At 65.2% G+C, this 23,503-nt stretch carries 16 protein-coding genes; 12 read left to right on the top strand and 4 right to left on the bottom strand.

The window, feature by feature from the left end:
• The first annotated feature begins 106 nt into the window (after positions 1 to 106).
• From SP5_RS15215 to SP5_RS15195, 5 genes are all read left to right on the top strand, one after another.
• Positions 107 to 1,624: a tryptophan halogenase family protein gene (locus SP5_RS15215; protein WP_042490369.1), complete on the top strand. Its 1,518-nt coding sequence runs from the start codon at positions 107 to 109 to the stop codon at positions 1,622 to 1,624.
• Positions 1,621 to 3,090 carry a tryptophan halogenase family protein gene (locus tag SP5_RS15210; RefSeq protein ID WP_042490368.1) on the top strand — a complete coding sequence of 490 codons (1,470 nt, stop codon included), beginning with the start codon at positions 1,621 to 1,623 and terminating at the stop codon, positions 3,088 to 3,090. The genes SP5_RS15215 and SP5_RS15210 overlap by 4 nt, the downstream gene beginning before the upstream one ends.
• A complete protein-coding gene (locus SP5_RS15205) occupies positions 3,087 to 4,697 on the top strand; it encodes a tryptophan halogenase family protein (protein ID WP_042490386.1) in 1,611 nt (536 codons plus the stop codon). The genes SP5_RS15210 and SP5_RS15205 overlap by 4 nt, the downstream gene beginning before the upstream one ends.
• A 5-nt stretch (positions 4,698 to 4,702) precedes the next feature.
• Positions 4,703 to 6,496: a glycoside hydrolase family 9 protein gene (locus tag SP5_RS15200; protein ID WP_042490367.1), complete on the top strand. Its 1,794-nt coding sequence runs from the start codon at positions 4,703 to 4,705 to the stop codon at positions 6,494 to 6,496.
• 61 nt (positions 6,497 to 6,557) lie between these two features.
• Positions 6,558 to 8,003 carry a GH1 family beta-glucosidase gene (locus tag SP5_RS15195; RefSeq protein WP_042490366.1) on the top strand — a complete coding sequence of 482 codons (1,446 nt, stop codon included), beginning with the start codon at positions 6,558 to 6,560 and terminating at the stop codon, positions 8,001 to 8,003.
• A gap of 135 nt (positions 8,004 to 8,138) precedes the next feature.
• On the opposite strand, the gene SP5_RS15190 is transcribed toward SP5_RS15195, so the two are convergent.
• The 4 genes from SP5_RS15190 to SP5_RS15175 form a co-directional block, all read right to left on the bottom strand.
• Complete coding sequence (locus SP5_RS15190) at positions 8,139 to 11,048, bottom strand: TonB-dependent receptor (RefSeq protein ID WP_042490364.1); 2,910 nt, start codon at positions 11,046 to 11,048, stop codon at positions 8,139 to 8,141.
• Positions 11,049 to 11,415: 367 nt separating this feature from the next.
• Positions 11,416 to 12,459, bottom strand: a complete 1,044-nt coding sequence (locus tag SP5_RS15185; RefSeq protein WP_084220718.1) for an arabinan endo-1,5-alpha-L-arabinosidase — start codon at positions 12,457 to 12,459, stop codon at positions 11,416 to 11,418.
• Between the two features lie 855 nt (positions 12,460 to 13,314).
• Positions 13,315 to 14,334, bottom strand: a complete 1,020-nt coding sequence (locus SP5_RS15180) for a LacI family DNA-binding transcriptional regulator (RefSeq protein WP_042490362.1) — start codon at positions 14,332 to 14,334, stop codon at positions 13,315 to 13,317.
• A 50-nt stretch (positions 14,335 to 14,384) separates the two neighbouring features.
• Positions 14,385 to 15,113, bottom strand: coding sequence for a cytochrome b561 domain-containing protein (locus SP5_RS15175; protein WP_217995706.1), 729 nt, complete (start codon positions 15,111 to 15,113; stop codon positions 14,385 to 14,387).
• Between the two features lie 131 nt (positions 15,114 to 15,244).
• Between SP5_RS15175 and SP5_RS15170 the strand changes: the two genes are divergently transcribed.
• The 7 genes from SP5_RS15170 to araD1 all read left to right on the top strand — a co-directional run bounded on the left by SP5_RS15170 (position 15,245) and on the right by araD1 (position 23,272).
• Positions 15,245 to 16,633, top strand: a complete 1,389-nt coding sequence (locus SP5_RS15170) for a GntT/GntP/DsdX family permease (RefSeq protein WP_217995705.1) — start codon at positions 15,245 to 15,247, stop codon at positions 16,631 to 16,633.
• Between the two features lie 27 nt (positions 16,634 to 16,660).
• Positions 16,661 to 18,055, top strand: a complete 1,395-nt coding sequence (locus tag SP5_RS15165) for a carbohydrate porin (RefSeq protein WP_042490360.1) — start codon at positions 16,661 to 16,663, stop codon at positions 18,053 to 18,055.
• A gap of 71 nt (positions 18,056 to 18,126) precedes the next feature.
• Positions 18,127 to 19,077, top strand: coding sequence for an SMP-30/gluconolactonase/LRE family protein (locus SP5_RS15160; RefSeq protein WP_089413679.1), 951 nt, complete (start codon positions 18,127 to 18,129; stop codon positions 19,075 to 19,077).
• The gene (locus SP5_RS15155; RefSeq protein ID WP_042490358.1) at positions 19,074 to 20,009 is read left to right on the top strand and encodes a YncE family protein; all 936 of its coding nucleotides are present in this window, start codon (positions 19,074 to 19,076) and stop codon (positions 20,007 to 20,009) included. The genes SP5_RS15160 and SP5_RS15155 overlap by 4 nt, the downstream gene beginning before the upstream one ends.
• A 38-nt stretch (positions 20,010 to 20,047) precedes the next feature.
• Positions 20,048 to 21,091: a 4-hydroxythreonine-4-phosphate dehydrogenase PdxA gene (locus tag SP5_RS15150; protein WP_042490356.1), complete on the top strand. Its 1,044-nt coding sequence runs from the start codon at positions 20,048 to 20,050 to the stop codon at positions 21,089 to 21,091.
• A gap of 14 nt (positions 21,092 to 21,105) precedes the next feature.
• Positions 21,106 to 22,281: an L-rhamnonate dehydratase gene (locus tag SP5_RS15145; protein WP_042490353.1), complete on the top strand. Its 1,176-nt coding sequence runs from the start codon at positions 21,106 to 21,108 to the stop codon at positions 22,279 to 22,281.
• 1 nt (position 22,282) lies between these two features.
• On the top strand, positions 22,283 to 23,272 hold the full coding sequence (araD1, locus tag SP5_RS15140) for an AraD1 family protein (RefSeq protein ID WP_281177347.1): 990 nt from the start codon (positions 22,283 to 22,285) through the stop codon (positions 23,270 to 23,272).
• The last annotated feature ends 231 nt before the right edge of the window (positions 23,273 to 23,503 follow it).

Raw genomic sequence — 23,503 nt, 5'->3', positions numbered from 1 at the left:
CAAGGTGCGACATTCCTGCCACGCCCCCCTGTCGGTGGATTGCGGCGGGGCCTGCCGCACGGCATGAAATGACAAACAGGCCCGGGAATCACCGGGCCGGGGGTGGATGACGAAAGTGACAAACGACGTGGTGCGGGTCGTCATTGTGGGCGGCGGTACGGCGGGCTGGATGGCCGGCGCCGCCCTGACTCGTCTCCTTTCGGGACAATGCTCGGTGCGCCTGATCGAGTCCGAGGCGATCGGTGTCGTCGGCGTCGGCGAGGCCACGTTGCCGCACATCCGTTCCTTCAACGAACGGCTGGGCATCCCCGAGGCGGAGTTCATGGCGCGCACCCGTGCCACCTTCAAGCTGGGCATCGAGTTTCGCGATTGGAGCCGGATCGGGGACAGCTATATCCACCCCTTCGGCACCTTCGGGCGCGGTACGGGGGCGATCGATTTCCACCATTACTGGTCGCGGCTGGTGCGCGAAGGGCGGGACCTGCCGCCGCTGGACCAGCTTTCCTATGCCTGCACCCTGGCGCGCGAGGCGCGGTTCGAGCATCCCGATCAGGGCCGGGGCGGCCTGAGTTCGACTTTCGGCTATGCCTATCAATTCGATGCGCTGCTCTTCGCGCCCTATCTGCGCAGCCTAGCGGAGGAAGCGGGCGCGATACGGACCGAGGGGCTGGTGGTCGATGTCGAGCGTGACAGCCAGAACGGGCTGATCCGCGCGGTCGTGCTGGACAGCGGCGAGCGGGTCGAGGGCGACCTGTTCATCGACTGCTCGGGCTTTCGCTCGCTGCTGCTGGGACAGACGCTGGACGAGCCGTTCGAGGACTGGTCGAAATGGCTGCCGACCGACCGCGCGGTCGCAATGCCGTGCCGGACCGAAACCGCCGTCACCCCCTATACCAGCGCGATCGCCATGCCCGCCGGGTGGCGCTGGCGCATCCCGCTCCAGCATCGCACCGGCAATGGTTATGTCTATGCCAGCGACTTCGTCAGCGACGCCGACGCCGCCCATGCGCTGGAGAAGGCGGTGGAGGGCGAGAAACTGGCCGAGCCGCGCCTGCTGCGCTTCAAGGCGGGGCGGCGGCGGCGCAGCTGGGTCGGCAACTGCGTTGCGATCGGGCTGGCGAGCGGGTTCCTGGAGCCGCTGGAATCGACCAGCATCTATCTGGTGCAGCAGGCGATCACCGCGCTGATCGAGCTGTTCCCCGGCCGACGGATGGAGGCGTCCGACCGCGACGAGTTCAACCGGGTCATCGATCTGGAATATGACCGGATCCGGGACTTCCTGATCCTGCATTACCACGCCACGTCACGCGACGATTCGCCTTTCTGGAACTATGTCCGCACCATGCCGATCCCCGACAGCCTGGGCGAAAAGCTGGAGCTGTGGCGCAGGCGCGGGCGGGTGGTGAAGTATCGCGAGGGCGTGTTCCTGGATGCCAGCTGGATTGCGGTGTATCTGGGCCAGGGCATCGTCCCCGAAGGTTGGGACCCGCGCGCCGATGTGGCGGGGACCGGCGATCTGGTCCAGGCCGTCGCGGCGCTGCGTTCCGAGATCGCCGCCGAAGTCGCCATCCGGCCTGACCACCGCGCCTTTCTGGAACGCTATTGCCCGATGGTGGCGGCATGAGCGCGCCCGTGAAGACAGTGCTGGTCGCGGGCAGCGGCCTGACCGCCTGGAGCGCCGCCGCCGCGTTGAAGCGCCGCGCGCCGTTCCTCGACGTCACGCTGCTCGCCACCCCACCCGCCGCGGACGCGCTGGCCGACCGGATCGCCTGCACCCTGCCCTCGCTGCCCGGTTTCCATGCCGATCTGGGCATAAGCGAGGATGACGGGGTGACGCGCACCGGCGCGGGATACCGGCTGGGCACGCGCTTTTCGAGCTGGGCGGAAGGGCTGCCCGATTATGTCCATGCCTATGGCAGCTATGGCCATGCCATCGGTCCGGCGGCGTTTCACCTGCACTGGCTTCGCGCCACGCGCGACGGCAGCGCGGCCCCGTTCGACGCCTATTGCCCGGCGGCGCAGCTGGCGCGGGCGGGCGGCTTCGTGCCGCCGTCGCCGGGAACGCCCTTTGCCGGTCATGATTATGGCCTGACGCTCGACCTCCCCCGCCAGGTCGCGATGATGCGCGCCTTTGCCCTGCATGTCGGGGTGCGCGAGGTGACGGATTCGATCGCCGAAGTGCAGGTCGATCCGACCGGCCATGTGACCGCTATCGCAGTGCAGCATGGCGCAGCCCTGACCGCGCATCTCTATATCGATGCGACCGGCCCCGCCGCGCTGCTGCGGGGCAGCATCGACGATGCGTGGCAGGATTGGAACGAGTGGCTGCCCTGCGACCGCGTGCTGCTGGGCACCCAAGTCTCGGGCGAAGGCGCGCCGGTGCTGACGCCCGTGACCGCCCATGCGGCGGGCTGGCGCTGGTCGAGCGGCGAGCAGGTCGGCATCACCTATAGCAGCGAGCATCTGTCCGATGCCGGGGCCGCCGCGATGCTGGCGCGCGACGGGGCCGTGGTCGACACGCCCATCGCCATCCGCCCCGGCACCCGGCCGCAAGCCTGGCGCGGCAACTGCATCGCGATCGGCGACGCCGCGACGCAGGTCGAGCCGCTGGAATGGTGCAACCTGCATCTGGCGCTGAGCGCGATCGATCGCCTCGTCACCATGTTGCCCGACACCGCCATGGCCGAAGTGGAGGCCGCCGACTTCAACCGCCAGACGCTGGCCGAGGCGGAGCGGGTGCGCGACTTCCTCGCTGCGCATTACCGCACCGCCCGCCGCCCGGAACCGATGTGGCAGGCGGTGGCGAAGGCCGAACTTCCTGCGTCGCTGGCCCATACGCTCGGCCAGTTCGGCGAGCGCGGTCGCCTGCCCTTTTACGAGGAAGAGACCTTCACCCGCGACAGCTGGGCCGCGATCCTGCTAGGGCAAGGCTATCTGCCCCGTCGCATCGATCCGCTGGTCCACGGCATCCCCGCAGCCCAGGTCGATGCCGCCATGGCACGGATGACCGACGCGATCGCCGCCGCCCTTCCCCATGTTCCGGCCCATGCGCAGTGGCGCGCGGCCCAGATGAGGCGCCTCGCCCGATGACTTCTTCCTCTGACCATCAGATTCGCCGGGTCGTCATCGTTGGCGGCGGCACCGCCGGATGGATGGCCGCCGCCGCCTTCGCGCGCCTGCTGAACAACGGTTACACGCACGTCACGCTGGTCGAATCCGAGGAGATCGGCACGGTCGGTGTCGGCGAGGCGACGATCCCGCCGATCATTACCTTCAACCAGATGCTGGGGCTGGACGAGAACGACTTCCTCGCCAAGACGGCGGGCACGTTCAAGCTGGGCATCGAATTCGTCGACTGGGGTGCCAAGGGCGAACGCTATATCCACCCGTTCGGTCGCCATGCGCAGGATTTGCAGGGCGTGCATTTCCACCAGCTTTACCTGCGCGAACGCAGCCGCCGCGCGCTGCCGGACATCGCCGAATGGTCGATGAGCGCGGTGGCGGCAAAGGCGGGCAAGTTCGGCCGCGCCAAGCCCGATGCGCGTTCGCCGATCCGCGAGCTGTTCTACGCCTTCCATTTCGATGCCTCCCTCTATGCTCGCTACCTGCGCGACTATGCGGAGCGCGGCGGTGTGACGCGGGTCGAGGGGCGGATCGAGGCGGTCAACCTGCGTCCCGAGGACGGCTATGTCGAGGCGGTGACGCTGGCCGATGGACGGCGGATCGAGGGCGATCTGTTCATCGACTGCTCGGGCTTTCGCGGCCTGTTGATCGAGGAGGCGCTGGGCACCGGCTATGAGAGCTATGCGCAGTGGCTGCCTTGCGACCGCGCGGTCGCGGCGCCCTGTGCCTTGCCCAATCCGACCGAACCCGATCCCTTCACCCGCTCGACCGCGCGCGAGGCCGGGTGGCAATGGCGTATCCCGCTCCAGCACCGGATGGGCAACGGGCTGGTCTATTGCAGCGAGTATCTCGACGCGGAGACGGCCGAGGCGCAGTTGCTCGGCAATCTAGAGGGCGAATTGCTGGGCGATCCCCGCCACCTGCGCTTCACCGCCGGGCGGCGGCGGCAAAGCTGGAACCGCAACGTCGTGGCGCTGGGCCTGTCGAGCGGCTTCCTGGAGCCGCTGGAGTCGACCAGCATCCACCTCGTCCAGGCGGCGATCCAGCGTTTGGTGGCGCTGTTCCCCGACAAACGCTTCGACCCCGCCGAGCGCGACGAATTCAACCGCCAGATGCACGATCTGTACGAAGATGTGCGCGACTTCATCATCCTGCATTACAAGGCGACGCGGCGCGACGACACGCCCTTCTGGAACCGGGTCCGCACCATGGAGGTGCCCGACAGCCTGGCGCGCAAGATGGCGCTGTGGGCGGGCAAGGGGCGGCTGTTCCGCGAAGGCTATGACCTGTTCAGCAACCCCAGCTGGGTCGCGGTCTGCCTGGGCCAGGGGCTGGTGCCCGAACGCTGGGAACCCGCCGCCGACGCGCTGGACGAGGATCTGGTGGCGCAGGCGCTGGACCAGATGCACGCCGGTTATGCCGATACCGCCGCGCGGATGCCCAGCCATGGCGATTTCCTGCGCATGACGGCCCCCTCCCCGCTTGCACCCGCCATGGCGGCGCGGAGTGGCACCGAAGGCTTCGACTTCGCGCGCGCGTCCGGCGCGGTGCAGAGCAAGGCGCCGCTGCTGTGAGGCGCGTGATCCTTCCCTTGCTGGCGCTGGCGGCGACCGGCGCGGGGGAAGCGCCGGGGCCGCATCTGAACCAGATCGGCTTCCGTCCCGACACCGCCAAGCGCGCCATCGTCGCGAAGGGCGGCGCGGCGCTGCCCTGGGAATTGCTCGACGAACAGGGCCGCACGGTCGCGCGAGGGCAGGCGACGGTCTTCGGCCCCGACGCCGCTTCCGGCGACACGGTGCAGCAGATCGAATTCGGCACGTTCCGCACGCCCGGCACCTATCGCCTGAAGGTCGATGGCCGCATCAGCCACCCCTTCAGCATCGCCGCCGATGTCTATCGCCCGCTGTCCCGCGCTTCGCTCAATTTCTTCTACCAGCAGCGTGCCGGAGTGGCGATCGACGCGCGTTTCGCCGGGGGCACGCGATGGGCGCGGGCGGCGGGGCATGTCGGCGAGGTCGTGACCTGCTTCAAGGGGCTCGATCAGGCAGGGACCGAGTGGCCGGGCTGTCCGTACACGCTGGACGTGACCGGCGGCTGGTACGACGCAGGCGACCAGGGCAAATATGTCGTCAATGGCGGCATCGCCCTGTGGATGCTGCAAAATCTCTATGAGGTGGATGCGGCCTCTCCCCCCTTCCCCGATGGCAGCGCCGCGCTGCCCGAGGCGGGGAACGGCATCAACGACCTGCTCGACGAGACGCGCTTCGAGATGCGCTTCCTGCTCGCGATGCAGGTCCCGGACGGCCAGATCATCAAGCTGCCGCTCGGACGGCAGGGCCGCGGGCCGTTGCGCCTGACGCCGGTCGATGCGTCGGGCATGGCGCACCACAAGATCGCCGACCGCCACTGGACCAAGCTGCCCACCGCCCCCGCCGACGATCATGAGGAGCGGCTGCTCTTCCCGCCCAGCACGGCGGCGACGCTGAACCTCGCCGCGACGGCCGCGCAATGCTCGCGAATCTGGCGGGGGATCGACAACGCCTTCGCCAAGCGCTGCCTGATCGCGGCGGGCAAGGCGTATCGGGCGGCGCTGCGCAACCCGGACGTCTATGCCGCGCAGGCGTTCGACGGCAGCGGTGGTTATGGCGACGGCGAGCTGTCCGACGAACTCTATTGGGCGACCGCCGAGCTGTACGCCGCCACAGATATGCCGGAGCTGGCCGAGTCGCTGCGCAAGATGCCGCTCCACGCCGCCGCTCTGACCGGCGAGCCGAGCTGGGGCAGCGTCGCCGCTTTGGGCACGATCACGCTGGCGACCGCCACCGGCGTCATGCCCGCCGAACGCACGGCGGCGCGCGCCAAGCTGGTCGCGCTGGCCGACCGTTTTCTCGCCGAGGAAGCGCGGTCGGGCTATCACATCCCCTATGCCTCGACTGCCTATCACTGGGGATCGAACAGCGGGATATTGGGGCGCGGACAGATATTGGCGCTGGCGGCTCGCTTCACCGGCGAGGCGCGCTACCGCGACGGTGCGGTCGATGCGATGGACTATGTGCTGGGGCGCAATCCGCTCGACCAGAGCTATGTCAGCGGGTTTGGGTGGAAGCCGATGCAGAATCCGCATCATCGTTTCTGGGCGCATCAGTTCGACGCCAGGATGCCCGGCCCGCCGCCGGGCGTGCTGAGCGGCGGCGCGAACAGCACCGTCTTTCCCGAACCCGCCTCCGCCGCGCTGAAGGGCAAGTGCGTGGGCACACGCTGCTGGATCGACGATGCGCGCGCCTATGCGCATAACGAAGTCGCGATCAACTGGAACGCGCCGCTCGTCTGGCTGGCCACCGATCTCACCCGCACCCTACCCGCCAAACCCTGACGGCCGCGACAGGCTTCATTCACCCGAACATCGTCACAAAAGTTACAGAAGAGGATAGAATATGGACCGTCGTAATTTCATGAAGTCCGGCATGACGCTGGGTGGTGCCGCGCTCGCGACGGGAGGCGGCTCGCTGACCGCCGCACGCGCGGCGGCCGCCACCGCCTCGGACCTCGGCTTTCCCAAGGACTTCCTCTGGGGCTGCGCCACCGCCGCCTATCAGATCGAAGGCGCGGTGAAGGAAGACGGGCGCGGCCTGACCAACTGGGACGTGTTCTCGCACACGCCGGGCAAGGTCGCGAACAACGATACCGGCGACGTCGCCTGCGACAGCTATCACCGCTATAACGAGGACATCGCGCTCCTGAAGAATCTGGGCGTGAAGGCGTATCGCATGTCGATCGCCTGGTCGCGTATCTTCCCAGAGGGGCGTGGCAAGTTCAACCAGAAGGGCCTGGACTATTACAACCGCGTGATCGACGCGCTGCTGGCGGCGGGCATCCAGCCCAACGTGACCATGTTCCATTGGGACCTGCCCCAGGCGCTGCCGGGCGGCTGGCAGAATCGCGACACGGCCAAGGCGTTCGCGGACTATGCGGGCTTCATGGCGGGCAAGCTGTCCGACCGCGTCCACCGCTTCATGACGGTCAACGAACTGCGCTGCTTCACCGATCTCGGCCATATGGTCGGCATCCACGCACCGGGCCTGAAGCTGCCCCAGGGCCAGGTGAACCAGGTCCGCCACCATGGCTGCCTGGCGCACGGCCTGGGCGTCCAGGCGATCCGCGCCAATGCCAAGGCGGGCACCGAGGTCGGCATCGCCGACAATGCCAGCATCTTCGTCCCCGTCATTGAGACGCCCGAACATATCGAGGCGACGAAGAAGGCGATGCGCGAAGAGAACGCGATGTTCCTGACCGCCGTGATGGAGGGCAAGTACACCGACGCCTATCTGAAGGCCGCAGGCGCCGATGCGCCCAAGGTGCAGGCGGGCGACATGGCCGCGATCGCCAGCCCGCTCGATTTCGTGGCGCTCAACATCTACACGCCCACCTTCGTCAAGGCGAACCCGGAGGATCCGCGCGGCTATACCCCGCTGCCGCATCTGCCCAACTCGCCGCGCATGGCCTCGCCCTGGCTCTATGTCGGCCCCGAAGCCGCCTATTGGGGCGTCCGCGCGGTCAGCGAGATGTGGAACCCCAAGGCGATCTACATCTCCGAGAACGGCACCTCGGCCGATGACAAGCTGAACGACAAGGGGCTGGTCGATGACGGCGACCGGATCATGTATCTGCGCAACTATCTGGGCCAGTTCCGCCGCGCCGCCGTCGAGGGCTATCCGCTCAAGGGCTATTTCCTCTGGAGCCTGATGGACAATTTCGAATGGGCCGATGGTTACGCCCTGCGCTTCGGCCTGCACCATGTCGACTATGCGACCCAGAAGCGCACGCCCAAGCTGAGCGCGCAATGGTATAAGGAACTGATCCGCCGCAACGCGCTGGTCTGATCGGAGTAGCCCCTCCCCTGAAGGGGAGGGGTGTCACTACTCCCATAGAAAAAGGGCAGAGACGGCGTGGTGCCGTCCCTGCCCTGCGAGGCTGCGTTGGGGATTGAGGGGGTGGGCGAAACCCACCCCGATCGGTCAGAAGCGGAAGCGCACGCCCAGACCATAGTACCGGCCCTCGTCACGCACGTCGCGCGGATAGGACAGGCCGTTGCCATAGCTGCGATAGTTGTTGAACGGCTTGGCCAGCAGGTTGGCCGCGTCGAACGCGATCGTGATTTCCTTGGTGATGTTATAGTTGAAGCCGAAATCAAGCCGCTGGATACGGGTCGTGCCCTCACCATTGTAGAATCCAGCGCCGTTGATGAAATTGCCGTTCAGGAAGGCATCGCGATTGTTGAACGACAGGCGGGTCGACACGTCGCCCTTTTCATAGAAGAGCGCGATATTGTAGGTCCATTTTGACAGGCCTGTGATCGGCACGAACGGCGGCGGCGTGGTGCCTCCGGACGCAGCAAACAGATTGGCCGGATAACGCTGCTTGCCTTCCAGATAGGTGACGTTCGCCTGCACGCCGAAGCCGCTCCACAGGCCCGGCAGGAAGTCGAAGAAGGTCTGGCCGCCGACTTCCACGCCCTTGATCCGCCCCTTGCCCGCATTTTCCGGCCGGTTGATTTCGATCAGGCCATAAAAGGGATCAATGGTCCGATTGACGTAATTGCTGATGAATCCGTCGAGATCACGGTAGAATATGGCGGCGGTCAGCGACGCGGTCGGCGAGAAATAATATTCGACCGTCGCGTCATAGTTGGTCGAGGTCAGCGGCCGCAGGTCGGGATTACCCCCGCTGCCATAGGCGTTGGGCCGCGTGTTCAAACCCGCCGGGAAACGTGGATCAAGCGGCTGGTCGGGAACGACCTGTTGCGTGTTCTGCTCGATGTTCAGGGCCGGATTCAGCTGGCTGAATTCAGGCTTGGTCCGCGTCTTGGTGACACCGAGGCGAATCTGCAGCTTGTCGTCGGGCCGGATGCGCAGCGATACGTTGGGCAGGATGTCGACATAATTGGCGCGGGTGGTGCGCACCTCGCTGCGACGCGTGCCGTCGAACAGCACCGTCGAGATGCCCCGATACTCGCCCACCGTATTGACGACCCGCGTGCCGAGCATACCGTCGAACCGCACCGAGCCGATATTGAACTCATATTTGGCCTGCCCGTAAAAGGCATAGGTCTGTTCGGTCGCGTAGAAGGCCGCCAGCGGGTCCAGCTGGACGTTGGGCGATGCGAAACGGTTCAGCGCGTCGCGATAGCCCTGATCGGCCGGATTGGCCGCGACCAGCCGTTGCAGCGCGTTGAAGGCATATTCACGAAGCTGCGGCGCATTGCCCGCAATGCCGTCCCGCGACGGCATCAGCCAGCTGGTGAAGCCCTGATTGCCGCGGAATGCATTCTGGGTCAGCCCCAGATCGCCGGTCGGGACCTGCGCCAGGGGGATCGCGAGCGGCTCGGTATAGGCATAGCGGTTGCCGCGCTTCAGCGACGCGTCGCGATCGGTCCAGCGGATACCGAATTGCAGCTTGGGGAACAGCGACAAATCGGTATCGAGGTCCAGGTCGGTGCGCCACTGCCACCCCTTGCCCTGCACGCGGTAGGTCGCTTCGAAGTAACCGCGCCAGATATAGTTGGCCGGGTTGGTGTTGTCGAAGCCCGGCAGGTCGAACGATACGCCATCGTTGACGAAGAAATTGACGTTCGCGACCGGCGGCTTGGAAAAGGCGGTGTCGAAGCTCCACTCGTCCGAGCCATATTCCGAATTGGTATAGGCCAGATCGGTCGACAGGTGCGCGCGACCGATATCCCATTTGGCGCCGCCTGCCGCCTGATAGGTATTGGTATAGCCCTTGGCGGTGCTGCGATACGCCTCGGGGCGATAGCCGCCGGTCTTGGTCAGGCTCTGCACCTGAAGCGGCTGGCCGGGGCGCAGCACGACGTCGCTCAGCGTCGGGTTGTTGTCGAGCAGCGGAACGCGGAACCAGTCGTTCGCGATCTCGCCGCGATAGCCCTGGTAGAGGAAGTCGTAATAGAGTTCGAGATTGTGCGCCGGGCGCCACTGGACGCTGGCATTGACCGCCGGACGCCAGCGCTTGCCGCTGTCGTTATAGACGCCGACCGCGGTCGGAACCTGGAAATCGCGGCCGACCGACGTCGGCAGCACGGTCGTGCCCGCGGTCGGCGAGTTGGAATTGTTCTCGCCCCAGCGTACCGCATTGCGATACTGCGCCTGGGTATAGGAGGCGTTGATGAGCCAGCCGATCTCGCCGATCGCGGTGTCGGCGCGCTGGCTGATCAGCAGGTTGCCCAGCGGGTCGAATTTCTTCGACTGGTCGTTATAGGTGCCGCGAACGCCGCCCGCGATCGTGAAGCCCTTCTCGAAGTCGAAAGGCCGACGCGAACGCACGTTGATGAGGCCCGCCAGCCCGGGCTCCAGCAGGTCGGCGGTGCCGGACTTGTAGACTTCGAGGCCCGCCAGTGCGCCCGCCGGAAAATCCTGGAGCGCGACGCGCCGCCCCTCGGCGGTGAAGATGTCGCGCCCGTTAAAGGTCGTCGCCACGTCGGGCAGACCGCGGACCAGCACCTGATTCACTTCGTCACTATAGCGGCTGACCTGGACGCCGGTCACGCGCGCCAGCGACTCGGCCGCCGTATTGTCGGGCAGCTTGCCAATGTCCTGTGCGACGATCGCATCGAGGATCGCGTCGGAATTGCGCTTGATCGCCTGCGCCGAACCCAGGCTGGCGCGAAAGCCGGTGACGACGATATCGCGCGGATCGGCCTGCGTTTCGGGCAGGCCGGTGGTCGAGGCCTGGACCGGGCTGCGGTCCGGCACTTCGGCGACGTCCTGGCGGATGCCGATGGCGGTCTGCGCCTCGATCGGGGCGTTCGGATCGGCGGGCTGGGTCGTCTTCGCGTTCGTCGACGTCTGGGCCATGGCGGGGGCCGCCAGCAACGCCCATGGCGTGACGGACAGCAAAAGGATGTGGCGCTTCATCAGATTTCCCCTCCATTTGGCCCGAGTTTTCGGTGCCAGTGACGGGACGATTTGTCTGACTAACGCTCAGTCAGGTCAAGACGATGATAACAAAAATTTTATACAAGGTTCAGATAGTGGATTTTGGGCCACACTCCCTGATGGGGGGCCTGTGAAGATGTTAGCGCTTCCGATCATGCCATTTCGGTTGGTATTCAGGGAGATAGGATGACGGGCCTGCCCCATTTGGACAAAGGCTCACTTGTCGGTCTTTTAGATTGGCGCACGGATCTTTCCGGCACTTCGGAGCCTGGCCGCCGGAAACGATCGCGACCTGTTATGTCAAGATCGGGCAATGGATCGCCCACCCGCCGAAACGACGCGACGGTCAGGACGCCGTCTTTTCCACGACCGGCCATCCCGCCCTGTCCCATTGGAGCCGGGCGATCCGCAACGTCGCGACGCCCCCGGCCGCCGCGTCATAGGCGTGATGGACCAGATAATGGTGCCCGTCGCGATCACGCATCACGCCGGCATGACCCGGCCCCCGAAAGCGATCGCGCCCTGCCGCATCCGCCCGAAGCAATACCGTCCCGCCGCCCTCGCGCATCGCCCGGCCCGAACGGTCCAGATAGGGGCCTTCGATCGACCGCGCGCGCCCGATGCGCAGATGATAACTGCTGCTGGTTCCACGACAGCAAAAGTCGAACGATACGATCAGCCAGTACCAGCCACCATGATCGATGATGAAGGGCGCTTCGATCGCATTGGTCTTGTCCCCCATATCACGCCGGGCGATCATCTGCGGCGTGGCGCCCGCCGCAGGCTTTCCGCTCTGCGGATCGAGCCGGACCAGCTGGATCCCGCCCCAGAAACTTCCAAAGCTCAGCCATTCTCCGCCACCGCGATCACGCACGAACGCCGGGTCGATCGCATTATACGGATCCCCCTCCCGCGAGGCGATCACCAGCCCCTCGTCCCGCCAGCCATAGCCGGGCGCGGCCGGGTCCAGCGTCGTGGCGGTCGCCAATCCGATCGCCGAATGCTGCGTGCCGAAGCGGGAAACCGAATAATATAGCCGGTATCGATTTCCGACCCGCGTAATGTCGGGAGCCCACATCTCGCGCGCGCCAGGCACCGCTGCCCGTGCCCAGTCCGGCAGATCGGGCAAAGGCGACGGCAACGCAGCCCAGTGTCGCAAGTCGCGCGAAGTCCGGGCCACCAGCGGCCGCCGCTCGCGCTGTCCCGTCGAATAGACGTAATAGCGATCGCCTTCGCGAATCAGCACCGGATCATGCGCGGGGACGACATCCCCCAGAAGAACCTCTTCACGCGGTGCCGGGAATACGGCCTTGCTGCCCAGCGCCACCGCGCTGACGAGCACCATGGCCCGCAACAGATACAAATGGCGCGATCGGCCCAATTTGCGCATGACGCGCCCCCTCCCGCTTCACCGCCGGATCATGAATTCCCCCGGCGTCCTGATAGACCGGGCTATAGTCCGACATAAGTCGATGCAAGCGGCGCGGTGATGTCTGAGAAGACTCGCCAGTCTTACCGGACAATGGTGCCCCGCCGAGGCCAGAGTTGGGCAGCCGGATCATTGGCCTGTTATTATCGAACGGATCGGAAGAGATTTGGGCGGTTGGTCGCTTGGGGACTGTCGCCGCTGTCACGGTCGAACAGGGGTTCAGACGACGGTGGCGTTTTTGATCGGATATGGGATCGCCCGCCTTTACGACGCGGATCGCTCGGGTGCCAACCGGCCGGGCATGACGGGCCAGGCACCGATCCAGGCTGTGATGCGCGAGACGTGTAATAAACTGTTTCGCAGGGAGCCTGCCCCAGACAGGCCCGTTTCCGACCCGTATTTGCCTGCACGCTTTCGGGAGTGGTCATATGAGACGCAGCACAGGGTTTCTCGGCGCCGGTATCATAGGTGCCCTGGTGCTGGGTGGCTCGGTCGCGGGCGGCTATCTGGACCAGCGGTTCAAGCCACACAGTGTTGCCAAGCAGTCGTTCGGGCAAGGTGCCTCACCCGCCCAGGAAATGGAACGGCGAAGAGGTAGGGCGGCAACCGTGGCGATAGCCGAGGCCGCCATTCGATAGATGGGCTGGAGTCACCTTGGGCAATAGCGGTATCGCCGCATGGCATTCCGACAGGTAGCGCAAGTTTGAACGGAAACGGCCAGAGGGACGTCGGCCATTCGCCCTCCCCTTCCCCAATTCATGACAGCCTTCAGCGACGCTCGCGGAGGCATGATCCGTCGAAAGTCCGTACATCGCCCTACGGATTAGCGGGCCGCGAAGATCCTCGTATTTTCAATGATCCAGGGACAACGAAAAGTCCGTCTTCAGTCCTGTTCCCGCCGAGAAGCGCGATGATATTTCTGGCCGCCTCTTCGGCCATGAGGCTGGCTGGCTGCGAAAAGCTGGTCAAGCCTGCGCCGAAACGCGCCGCGGGCGAATCGTCGAAGCCAACGATGGAAATGTCTTTCCCGACGGACAAACCGAATTCCGTTTGCGCGACCGTGATGGCGGCAAGCGCCATATGATCATTGGCGCAGAAAAGGGCATCAGGTCGATTGACCGTGTTCAATATCGTGCGGGTCGCGTCCATCGCTCCGTTGAAGGTGTAATGGCCCGTCTCAACGATGGGCGCGGGCAAACCGCTTTTGGCCAAGCCCGCAATGAACCCGGCTTCGCGTTCACGGCTGTTCGATGCGTCCGCGGAGCCGGCGATGAAGGCAAAGCTGCGATGGCCCGCCTCCGCCAGATGATCGGCGACCACCCGGCCGCCTTCCTCATTGGACCCGACAATGGCGATCGCCCGGGCGCTGCGTCCGACACCCGGCGTGATGCGGTTGACCATAACGACGGGCACGCCGATCGCGGCGCATTCTTCCTCGATTCGGGATGAGAGATTGACGGCGCACAACACCAGAACGTCGATCTGATGTTGGAGCACCTCTTCGATACGGACATCCACGGCATCTCGGTCACCCGTCACGATCAGGCGACACCCCAATCCGACGCGTTGCAAGGCCGTCGCCAACTCCTCGAGCAGCAGCGAATTGAAACTGTTCTCGAGGCGGGTGACGGCTATTCCCACCGTGCCGCTGCGTTGCCTGCTGAGCGAGCGTGCCAGCAGGTTCGGGCGGTATCCGATCAATTCCGCCGCCTGAAGGACCTTGGCTCGCGTCTTGTCCGCCACGCTGGCACCGACGGTGAATGTCCTGGAGACTGCGGAAGGCGATACGCCTGCCAGGCGAGCGACTTCGTTCAGGGTGGGGCTGCGGCGGGTCATGTCGACGATTCAGCCCGATATTCGACTATATGGCAAGCCGCCCCCGCCAGTCATCCCCGCGTCGGATGGCTCCGAACCCAGATGCCGATCGGACGTCGGCTATTGCCGGGATGGCCGGGGTCATCGCCCCAGATGGCATGGTAGGTGTCGTAACACCGTCCGGTGCGTTGCAGGTGGATAAAGACCGCAAGGAAAGCCACCCACCAGATCGTCAGGACTACAGGCATCCAGCGCGGAGCGTCGACCATGATCAGGCCCAGTGCCGTCGCGGCCCATACCGGCGGCAGGCAGAGCCAGCCCAGAGACTTGTGCACGCGCTCGAAAATACGACGCCGCAACGTCATATCATAATGATCGCCGCGCAGACTCGTCCGGTCGGTCGGGCCGCCCTTTGTCCCGCGCAACATGCCGCCCAGTATCTGGAGGAGCGCGGCGGACATTACCGCCCATCCCAGTCGATGATGCCATAGCGCCATCGCGCCTTGATCCCTGCCGTGCCCCAGGATCAGGGCAAGGCCGATCGCGGCCATGGCGCACCCGGCGACCTGGAGCCGTACGTGGAGCAGCCACCACAGCCGTTGATCGAGTTTGTGAGGCCATTGCGAAAGGCGAGGGATTTTAAGGAATCGGGCGACCAGCATGCCAAGCGGCAGCAGGATGTTCCATCCCACAACCATGCAGCGGGCATGCCACGACACGATGACCGCAATGTGATGTTCACCGGCACCTGACAGGGGTGTCATCGCCCATGCGACCATGGCCTGAATCCACTCGGGCATGTCCTCGTCCCAACAACTTCTTATCCGTCAAACCTACGCATGGCGATCGGATATTGCAAGCGCTTGCAAAACGTGATTGAACTGATGGGGAGGCAGCGAAACCGAAAGCGGTTCGCGGGAATAGGAGAGAGATGTTGGAAAGCATGACGCCGTTGCTGCTCGGGCTAGGGTCACTGGCCCTGCTCCTGTTCATGATCCTGAAGCTGCGACTGCATCCCTTCTTGTCCCTGACCATCGTGGCCACGCTGCTTGCCGCGGCCGGCGTCGGCAGCGTCGAGGCCGCCCTGAAGATGGTCGAGGGAGGGGTGGGCAAGACGCTGGGCCACGTCGCCCTTCTCGTCGCGCTTGGGGCGATGATCGGCCGCATGGTCGATCAATCTGGAGGTGCCAGGGCGCTTGCGGATGCCCTGGCCGCCCGGTTCGGCACCGATCGCATTCCCCTGGCCCTTTGCGCCACCGCGTTCATCCTGGGCATCCCCGTCTTCTTCGAGGTCGGGGTCATCATGCTGATGCCGGTGATCTACGGCGTGTCGCGTCGCACCGGCCGCCCGCCCGCCGTCTACGCCGTTCCGGTCTGCGCGATCCTCCTTCTGGTGCATTCGCTGCTGCCGCCACATCCCGGAGCCGTTGCGGTCGCCGGTATTCTGGGGATCGATCTGGGGCGAATGGTGCTGTTCGGGCTTCCGATCGCGGCGGTGACGGCGATGCTGATGTTCCCGGTCACCCGCGTCATCATGCGGCGCCCGGTCGGCGTGCTTCCGGAAGTCGCCGAGCAGATCGAGCAGGGCGGCCATCTGCCGGAGGGCCATGGGGTCAGTGCGATCCAGCGGTCCAGCGCGCTGGACGAGGTGCCCGTGTCGTTGATCGTTTGCGTGATCGCCCTGCCGATCGTCCTGATCCTGGGCGGGATGCTGGCTGGCGCCCTGCTGCCTGCCGGTTCCGTCGTGGCCTATGTGATCGGCCTCCTGGGCGTTCCCTATATCGCCCTGCTGATCGACGTCCTTCTATGTGCCTGGCTGCTTGGCATTCGACGGGGGCAGCCCATGTCGGTGGTGTCCGACACGCTGGCATCCGCACTGCCCCCGACGGCGATGGTCATCCTGGTGACCGGCGCCGGGGGCGGACTGGCCCAGATCCTGGTCGGCACAGGCGTTGGCGCCGCATTGAGTGGAGCCTTGCAGGATACGGGCCTTCCCGTGCTTGCGCTGGCGTTCGCGGCGACCCTGGCGTTGCGGGTCCTTCAAGGGCCGACCACCGTCGCGCTGATGGCGACGGCCGGCATCCTGCAGCCGCTGGTCGCAACGATGGACCTGTCGCCGAATCGGCTGGCGCTGCTCGCATTGGCGATGGGTGCGGGCGGCATGTGCCTGTCGCACGTCAATGACGGCGGCTTCTGGTTCGTCACGCGACTGAGCGGACTGACGACACGCGAAGGCCTCACTCGGTGGACGCCGGCGACGGCGGCGGGGGGCGGCATCGCCTTCCTCCTGATCGCCCTGCTCTGGCAGGTCGTCCCGTAACCGCTCCTTTGACAAGGATATCACGCCATGCTGACCGTCATCGCCGCGGCCATTGCCACGGCCTTTCCGTCCGCCTTCCCCGCCGACCCGCAGCCGGTGGCAACCGTGCCCGCCCGACCCGAGCTGGCGGGCGACCCCGCACCGTTACCGTCGCGATCGCAGGAAGTGGCGCATCCTTCCCGCAAGCCATCGCCGCCGGGAACGAATGTGCCGATCACTGCCAACCCGCGCCTGTTCGGCGACTGGGGCGGCGTCCTGCCCAAACTGAGCGCCAGGGGGATCGTGCCCACCCTGTCCGTGGTGGGCGAGTTCGGCGCAGATGCCGCGGGCGCTCCCCGGCACGACGCCACGCTGGTGTGGCAGATCAATGCGGGCATCACCGCCGACCTGCGGAAGACGATGGGACTGCCGGGCATGTTCCAGGCCACCATCACCAAGCGCGACGGCCCCCTCCTCGACCGGCAGATCGGGGTCAACCTGCTCCAATTCTCGCAGGGCACCTTTGGGCGGGGAAGGATCTGGCGGCTGACGGCGGCTTTCTGGCAGGACAGGATCGGACCGATCGACCTCAAGCTGGGGCGTGTGGCGCCGGGGGATGATTTCAACGCCGGACGCGGCGACTTCATGAGCCTCTATCTGGTCGGGTCCGCTACGGGACATATCGCGCACAATCTCTGGTACAATTTCCCGGTCAGCCAATGGGGCGGCCGCGCGCTGATCAACGTGGCGCCCGACAAGATACTGGCGGTCGGGCTGTATCAGGTCGATCCCCGCAACATCGACCCGGAAGTTGGGTTCAGCCTGCGGACGAACGGCGGCATCGGCATCCTGCTGCCGGTCGAGGCTCGCTTCGTCAATCCGCTGGGGAAGGCGCGGCCGGGGATCGTCAAGGCAGGGTTCTTCTACAGCAATGCAAAATTACCCGATATCGCGTTCGATACGGACGGACGGCCGCAAGTCCTGGGGAAATTGCCGCGCGCCATCGACAATCGCCACTGGGGGGTGTTCGGGAACGTACAGCAGACGCTCATTCCCCCGCGCCCGGATGGCAGCGGCGCGGTGAGCACGTTCGTCAACGCCACCTGGACGACCAGCGGCGCATCCACGATGTATGGCAAGCTGGGAGCCGGGATCACGGCCACCGGCCTCATCCCCTCGCGTCCCGTGGACGAACTCGCCGTCGGCATCGGCCTGGGCCGTATCAACGACCATCTGACCCGTCTGGACGAGGCGCTCTGCGATATGGGGCGGACGACGCTCGCTCCGCGCCGATCGGAGCAGATGGTCGAGGTGTATTACGGCTTCAATGTCCGAAAGGGACTGGTCGTTCGTCCCAACATGCAGCTCTGGCGTCACCCCGGCGGCCATCCCGATGCCAGACCGCTGGTGATCGTCGGCGCCAAGACGGTCGCAAATTTTTAAGTCTTTTTGCAAGCGCTTGCAAAATGTCGCCAAGCTTGTATCCTGGCGACGACAAAGCCGAAGAGGTGAGGATGATCGAAGAGCTATCAGCGATATTGCCGATCGAGATTTTCGACGAGCGCGCCCGGGCCGCCTTTTATCCTGACAGCCAGCTCGAACGTCTTGCCAGCGGTGCGACCTGGTCCGAAGGCCCGGCGTGGCTCGATGGTCAGGGCTTGCTGGTCTGGAGCGATATTCCGGCCAACCGGATGCTGAGCTGGTCGGCCCAGGACGGGCTGCGGGTCTTTCGCGAAAATTGCGAGTTCACAAACGGGAACACAATCGACCGCGAAGGCCGGTTGGTCAGTTGTTCGCACGGACGGCGGGCGATCGAACGCACGGCGCAGGACGGACGCGTCGAGACGCTGGTCGATCGCTTCGACGGTCGACGCCTGAATTCCCCCAACGACGTGGTCGTCAAGTCCGACGGCACGATCTGGTTCAGCGACCCGCCCTATGGGATCGTATCCGACCGCGAGGGGCACAAGGCTCCCAGCGAACAGACAGGCAACCACGTCTATCGCTTCGATCCCGCGACGGGGGAGATCACGATCGCGACCGACCGGATCGAGGAACCCAACGGTCTCGCGTTCAGCCCCGACGAGATGGTGCTGTATGTGTCGGACACCTCGGCCGCGCTGCGTGACGATGGCACGGGCAACCACCATATCCTGTCCTTCGACGTCGTCGACGGGCAATGCCTGACCAGCCCGCGCGTCTTCGCGGTCGTCGAGCCTGGTCTCGCCGACGGCTTCCGCGTGGACGCGCGCGGCTGGATCTTCACCAGTTCGGCGGACTCGATCCAGCTCTACCACCCCGACGGCACCCGTCTGGCCCGCATTCCGGTTCCCGAAAAGGTCAGCAACTGCACCTTTGGCGGGCCGAATGGGGATGAGCTGTTCATCACCGCGACCACCTCACTCTATCGTATCCGGTTGGCCACCCGCGCGGCGGCCCGCCCCGTTCAGGACATGCCAGCATGACGGACATCTCGGGCACGTTGCTTCTCGTCGAGAAGTGCAGCCACTGTTTCAGCTATTACGACCTTGCGACCGGCGAACGGACGGCGTCGATCGCGCTACCGGATTTCCCGCACGAATTCGTGGTCGATGCCGCACGGCATTATGCCTATGTCGGCCATTATGGCGTGGAAACGTCCGGCCATCCCGGAAGAGGCGGCAGCGCCATCCTCCAGATCGACATCGCGGCCCGCCAGCACGTCCGCACGATCGACTTCGCGCCCTATCATCGGCCTCACGGCGTTCAGATCGACCAGCAGGACCGGCTTTATGTGCTGAGCGAAGAACAGGGCGTGCTGCTGGCATTCGACGATCCGGCGCGGGACACGGCACCGTCGCGGGCCGTGCCGGTCGGCGGGATCAAGTCGCACCTCTTCGCGCTGACGCCCGATGGCGAAGTGGCCTATGTGATGAACCTGCTCTCGCATACGGTCACCCGCGTCGCGCCGCGCGATCCGCTGGTCGCGCCGGTCGCCTGCCATCCCGGCCTGAAGCCCGAGGGGTATCGGCTGAGCCCGGACGGGCGTCGCCTCTATGTCACCAACCGGATAAGCCGCACGCTGTCGATCATCGACACCGCAACCATGACGGTGACCCGCAGCGCACCGTCGCGCGACGACCCGACGCGTATATATCTGGCGCGCGACGGCCGATTGATCGTGACCAACTATGGCGAGCGCAGCCTGTCGATCTGTGATCCCGACACGCTGGAGGAACAGGTCCATATCCCGATGGATGCGCGGGCGATCGCGCTCAGCCTGCACCCGACATTGCCGATCGCCTTCGTGTCGCAGGACGATGACCGAGTGGGGTATTTCAACCTCGAAACGCTGCAATTCGAACGCATGATCGCAACCCAGCGCGAGCCCGACGTCTCGTTCGTGATCCCCGCATGACGGCCGCCCCTCGCAGTTTCAGCAGAACGGAATATTCCATGACATCGCATCCAGACACACCTTTGCCCGTCGTCGCGCTGACCCTGGGTGATCCGGCAGGCATCGGTCCCGAACTCGTCGCAAAACTTCTCGCGCAGGCGGACCTGACCGAGGCCAATGTCGTCCTTGTCGGGGACCGCTGGCTTTGGGATCAGGCAAAGTCTCTGACAGGATTGTCGATCGAAACCGTCGATGTCGCGTCGCTGTCCGACGTGCGCGACCGCGGGGATACCTCCACGCCGGCTTTCCTGGCTGTCGACACGATCGATCCCGCCGACGTGCGCAGCGGCGAAGCCAATGCCGCCGGCGGCGCCAGTGTGCTGACCGTCCTGAACCAATGCATGGACGCGGCGATGGCGGGCGAGATCGATGCGATCTGCTTTGCCCCGCTCAACAAGTTCGCGATGAAGCAGGGCGGCCTGCGGCACGAGGACGAGTTGCACCACTTCGCCGAATATCTCGGCGTGACGGGCTATTTCTGTGAATTCAATACGCTGGGCGACCTGTGGACCTCGCGTATCTCCTCCCATATCCCGCTGAAGGACGTGACCGCGCATCTCACCCAGGACCGGGTAGAGGCCGCCGCGAGCCTGTTGCACCGTTCGCTGCTCGCGAGCGGCATCGCCGCCCCCCGGGTCGCCGTCGCCGCGCTCAACCCGCATGGCGGGGACGGTGGGACCTGCGGCCGCGAGGAGATCGACATCATCGCGCCTGCGGTCGCCGCGCTGCAGGCCGAGGGTCTTCCGGTGGACGGCCCCTTCCCCGCCGACACGATCTTCCTGAAGGCCCGGGCCGGGGACTATGACGGCATCGTCACCATGTACCACGACCAGGGGCAGATCGCGATCAAGCTGCTCGGCTTCTCGCGCGGCGTGACGGTGCAGGGCGGCCTGCCGATCCCGATCACCACCCCGGCACACGGCACCGCCTATGACATTGCCGGGACCAATGTCGCCGACGTGAACGCCACCCACAACGCCTTTCGTATCGCCTGCCGCATGGGCGCGTCCGCTCGGACCGCCCGCCTGGCCGATGCCGCCTGAACAGGAGCCATAGCATGAAGATCACCGCCGTTCGCGCCCGCGTCTATGAATGGAAGGGCGAGGTCGTGCCACCGCACGCCAATTTCTGCACCAACGCCATGGATCAGCTTTACGACAATGGCGCCGATTCCATGAAGCGGTTCCGCTTCCTCAACTGGTGCGTGGTGGAGGTGGAAACCGACGCAGGGATCGTGGGGCTGGGCAATGTCGCGCTGGCGCCCCGTATCGCCAAGGCGATCATCGACGAGTATCTCGCCGCGCTGGTGATCGGGCAGGACCCGTGGGATTACGAATATCTGTGGCAGCGCATGTACCGCGCGACGCTGGCCTGGGGACGCAAGGGCGTGACGATGGCCGCGATCTCCGCGATCGACCTGGCCATCTGGGATATCCTGGGCAAATCGGTGAACAAGCCGGTCTTCAAGCTGCTGGGCGGGCGCACCAAGGAAAAGATCCCCTGCTATTACTCCAAGCTGTATCGCGAGGATATCCCGACCATGCAGGAGGAGGCAGAGACCTTCCTCGACAAGGGGTTCACCGCGTTCAAGATGCGTTTCGGCTACGGCCCGGCGCATGGCCAGCGCGGCGTCACCGAGAATTTGAAGTCGGTCGAGGCGATCCGCGAAGTCATCGGCTATGAATGCGACCTGATGCTGGAATGCTATATGGGCTGGACGCTGGAATATGCGAAGCGGATCCTGCCCAAGCTGACCCGGTTCCAGCCGCGGTGGCTGGAAGAGCCGGTCATTGCCGACGATATCGACGGCTATGCCGAACTGAATGCCCTGACCGACATTCCCATTTCCGGCGGAGAACACGAATTCGGCCTGTACGGCTTCAAGCAGCTGCTCGATCGCAAGGCGGTCAGTGTGGTGCAGTACGACACGAACCGCGTCGGCGGCATCACCGCCGCGACCAAGATCAACGCCTTGTGCGAGGCGCATTCGGTGCCGGTCATCCCGCATGCCGGTCAGATGCACAATTATCACCTGACCATGAGCAGCACGGCTTCGCCCATGAGCGAATATTTCCCGAAGCACACGGTCGAGGTCGGCAACGAGCTGTTCTACTATATCTTCGAAGGCGAACCGATCGCGGAGGACGGCTTCCTGCAACTCGCCGACGACGTGCCGGGATTGGGCTTGACCCTGTCATATGCCTATGATGACCAGTTCGAGATCATCGAGTGACATGACGATGCGGATCATTCAATTTCGCGACGGAGACTCCGTCCGTACCGGCATCGTCGATGGCGATTCGATCCTCCCCTGCGCGGGCGGCACGCTTCGCGACCATGCGAGCGCAGCGATCCGTGACGGCATCGCCTTGGCCGCGCGGATCGCCGACCATGCCGATGGGGCACCGCAAGACTATGATGCGATCATTGGGCGGGGGGACCTGCTCGCCCCCGTCGCACATCCCGATCCGGCGCATCTGCTGGTGTCGGGGACCGGCCTTACCCATCTTGGCAGTGCGGAGGGGCGTGCCAAAATGCACGCGTCGCTGGCGGAGGCGGCCGACCAGACCGACTCGATGAAGATGTTCAAGCTGGGCCTCGACGGCGGACGTCCGGCCCCCGGGCAGATCGGCGCGCTGCCCGAATGGTTTTACAAGGGCGACGGCGACAGCATCGTGGCGCCGGGTGCGCCGATCCCCTGCCCTGATTTCGCGCAGGACGCCGGAGAGGAACCGGAACTCGCCGGTATCTATCTGATCGCTCCCGACGGAACGCCCTGCCGCCTGGGCTTTTGCGTCGGCAACGAATTCTCCGACCATGTGACCGAACGCGGCAACTATCTGTGGCTTGCCCATTCCAAGCTGCGGGCCTGCGCGATCGGCCCCGAACTGGTGCTCGGCCCGATCGAGGACGACCTGCGCGGAACTAGTCGCATTCGACGCGATGGGGCGATCGTCTGGGAAAAGCCGTTCCTGACCGGCGAGGCGAATATGTGCCACACCATCGCCAATCTGGAACACCATCATTTCAAATATCCCCAGTTCCGCCGTGCCGGGGACATGCATGTGCATTTCTTCGGAACTGCGACCCTGAGTTTCACCGATGGTTTTCGCACGCGTCCCGGTGACGAGTTCGAGATCGCGCTTCCCGGTTTCGGACGTCCGCTGCGCAACGGGTTCGTGTCGCAACCCACCGATAGGCCCGCGGTCGTCCGGCCCCTCTGAAGGCAGCACGACCGTTCCGACAAACACCAGCCGCATGACGGGTAAGCCGAAGTATGACATGCCCTTGGGGCTTCAGCTCGGCAACGGACGGCGACCTGGACGAGGCGCTGGTCGCCTGGGCGCAAGGATTTCTCCCGTGGCGGGCGACACCACCAGCCACCGGGTCGCTTGCGAGAGCGTGACCCGGTGACACCCCTTACGGAAAGGACAGGCGGGGTCATGCTTTTAGAG

The organism is Sphingomonas parapaucimobilis NBRC 15100, assembly GCF_000787715.1.
Taxonomy (GTDB): Bacteria; Pseudomonadota; Alphaproteobacteria; order Sphingomonadales; family Sphingomonadaceae; genus Sphingomonas; species Sphingomonas parapaucimobilis.
Note: the sequence above shows the minus strand (reverse complement) of the source record. Positions and strands in the feature narration are given on the sequence as shown.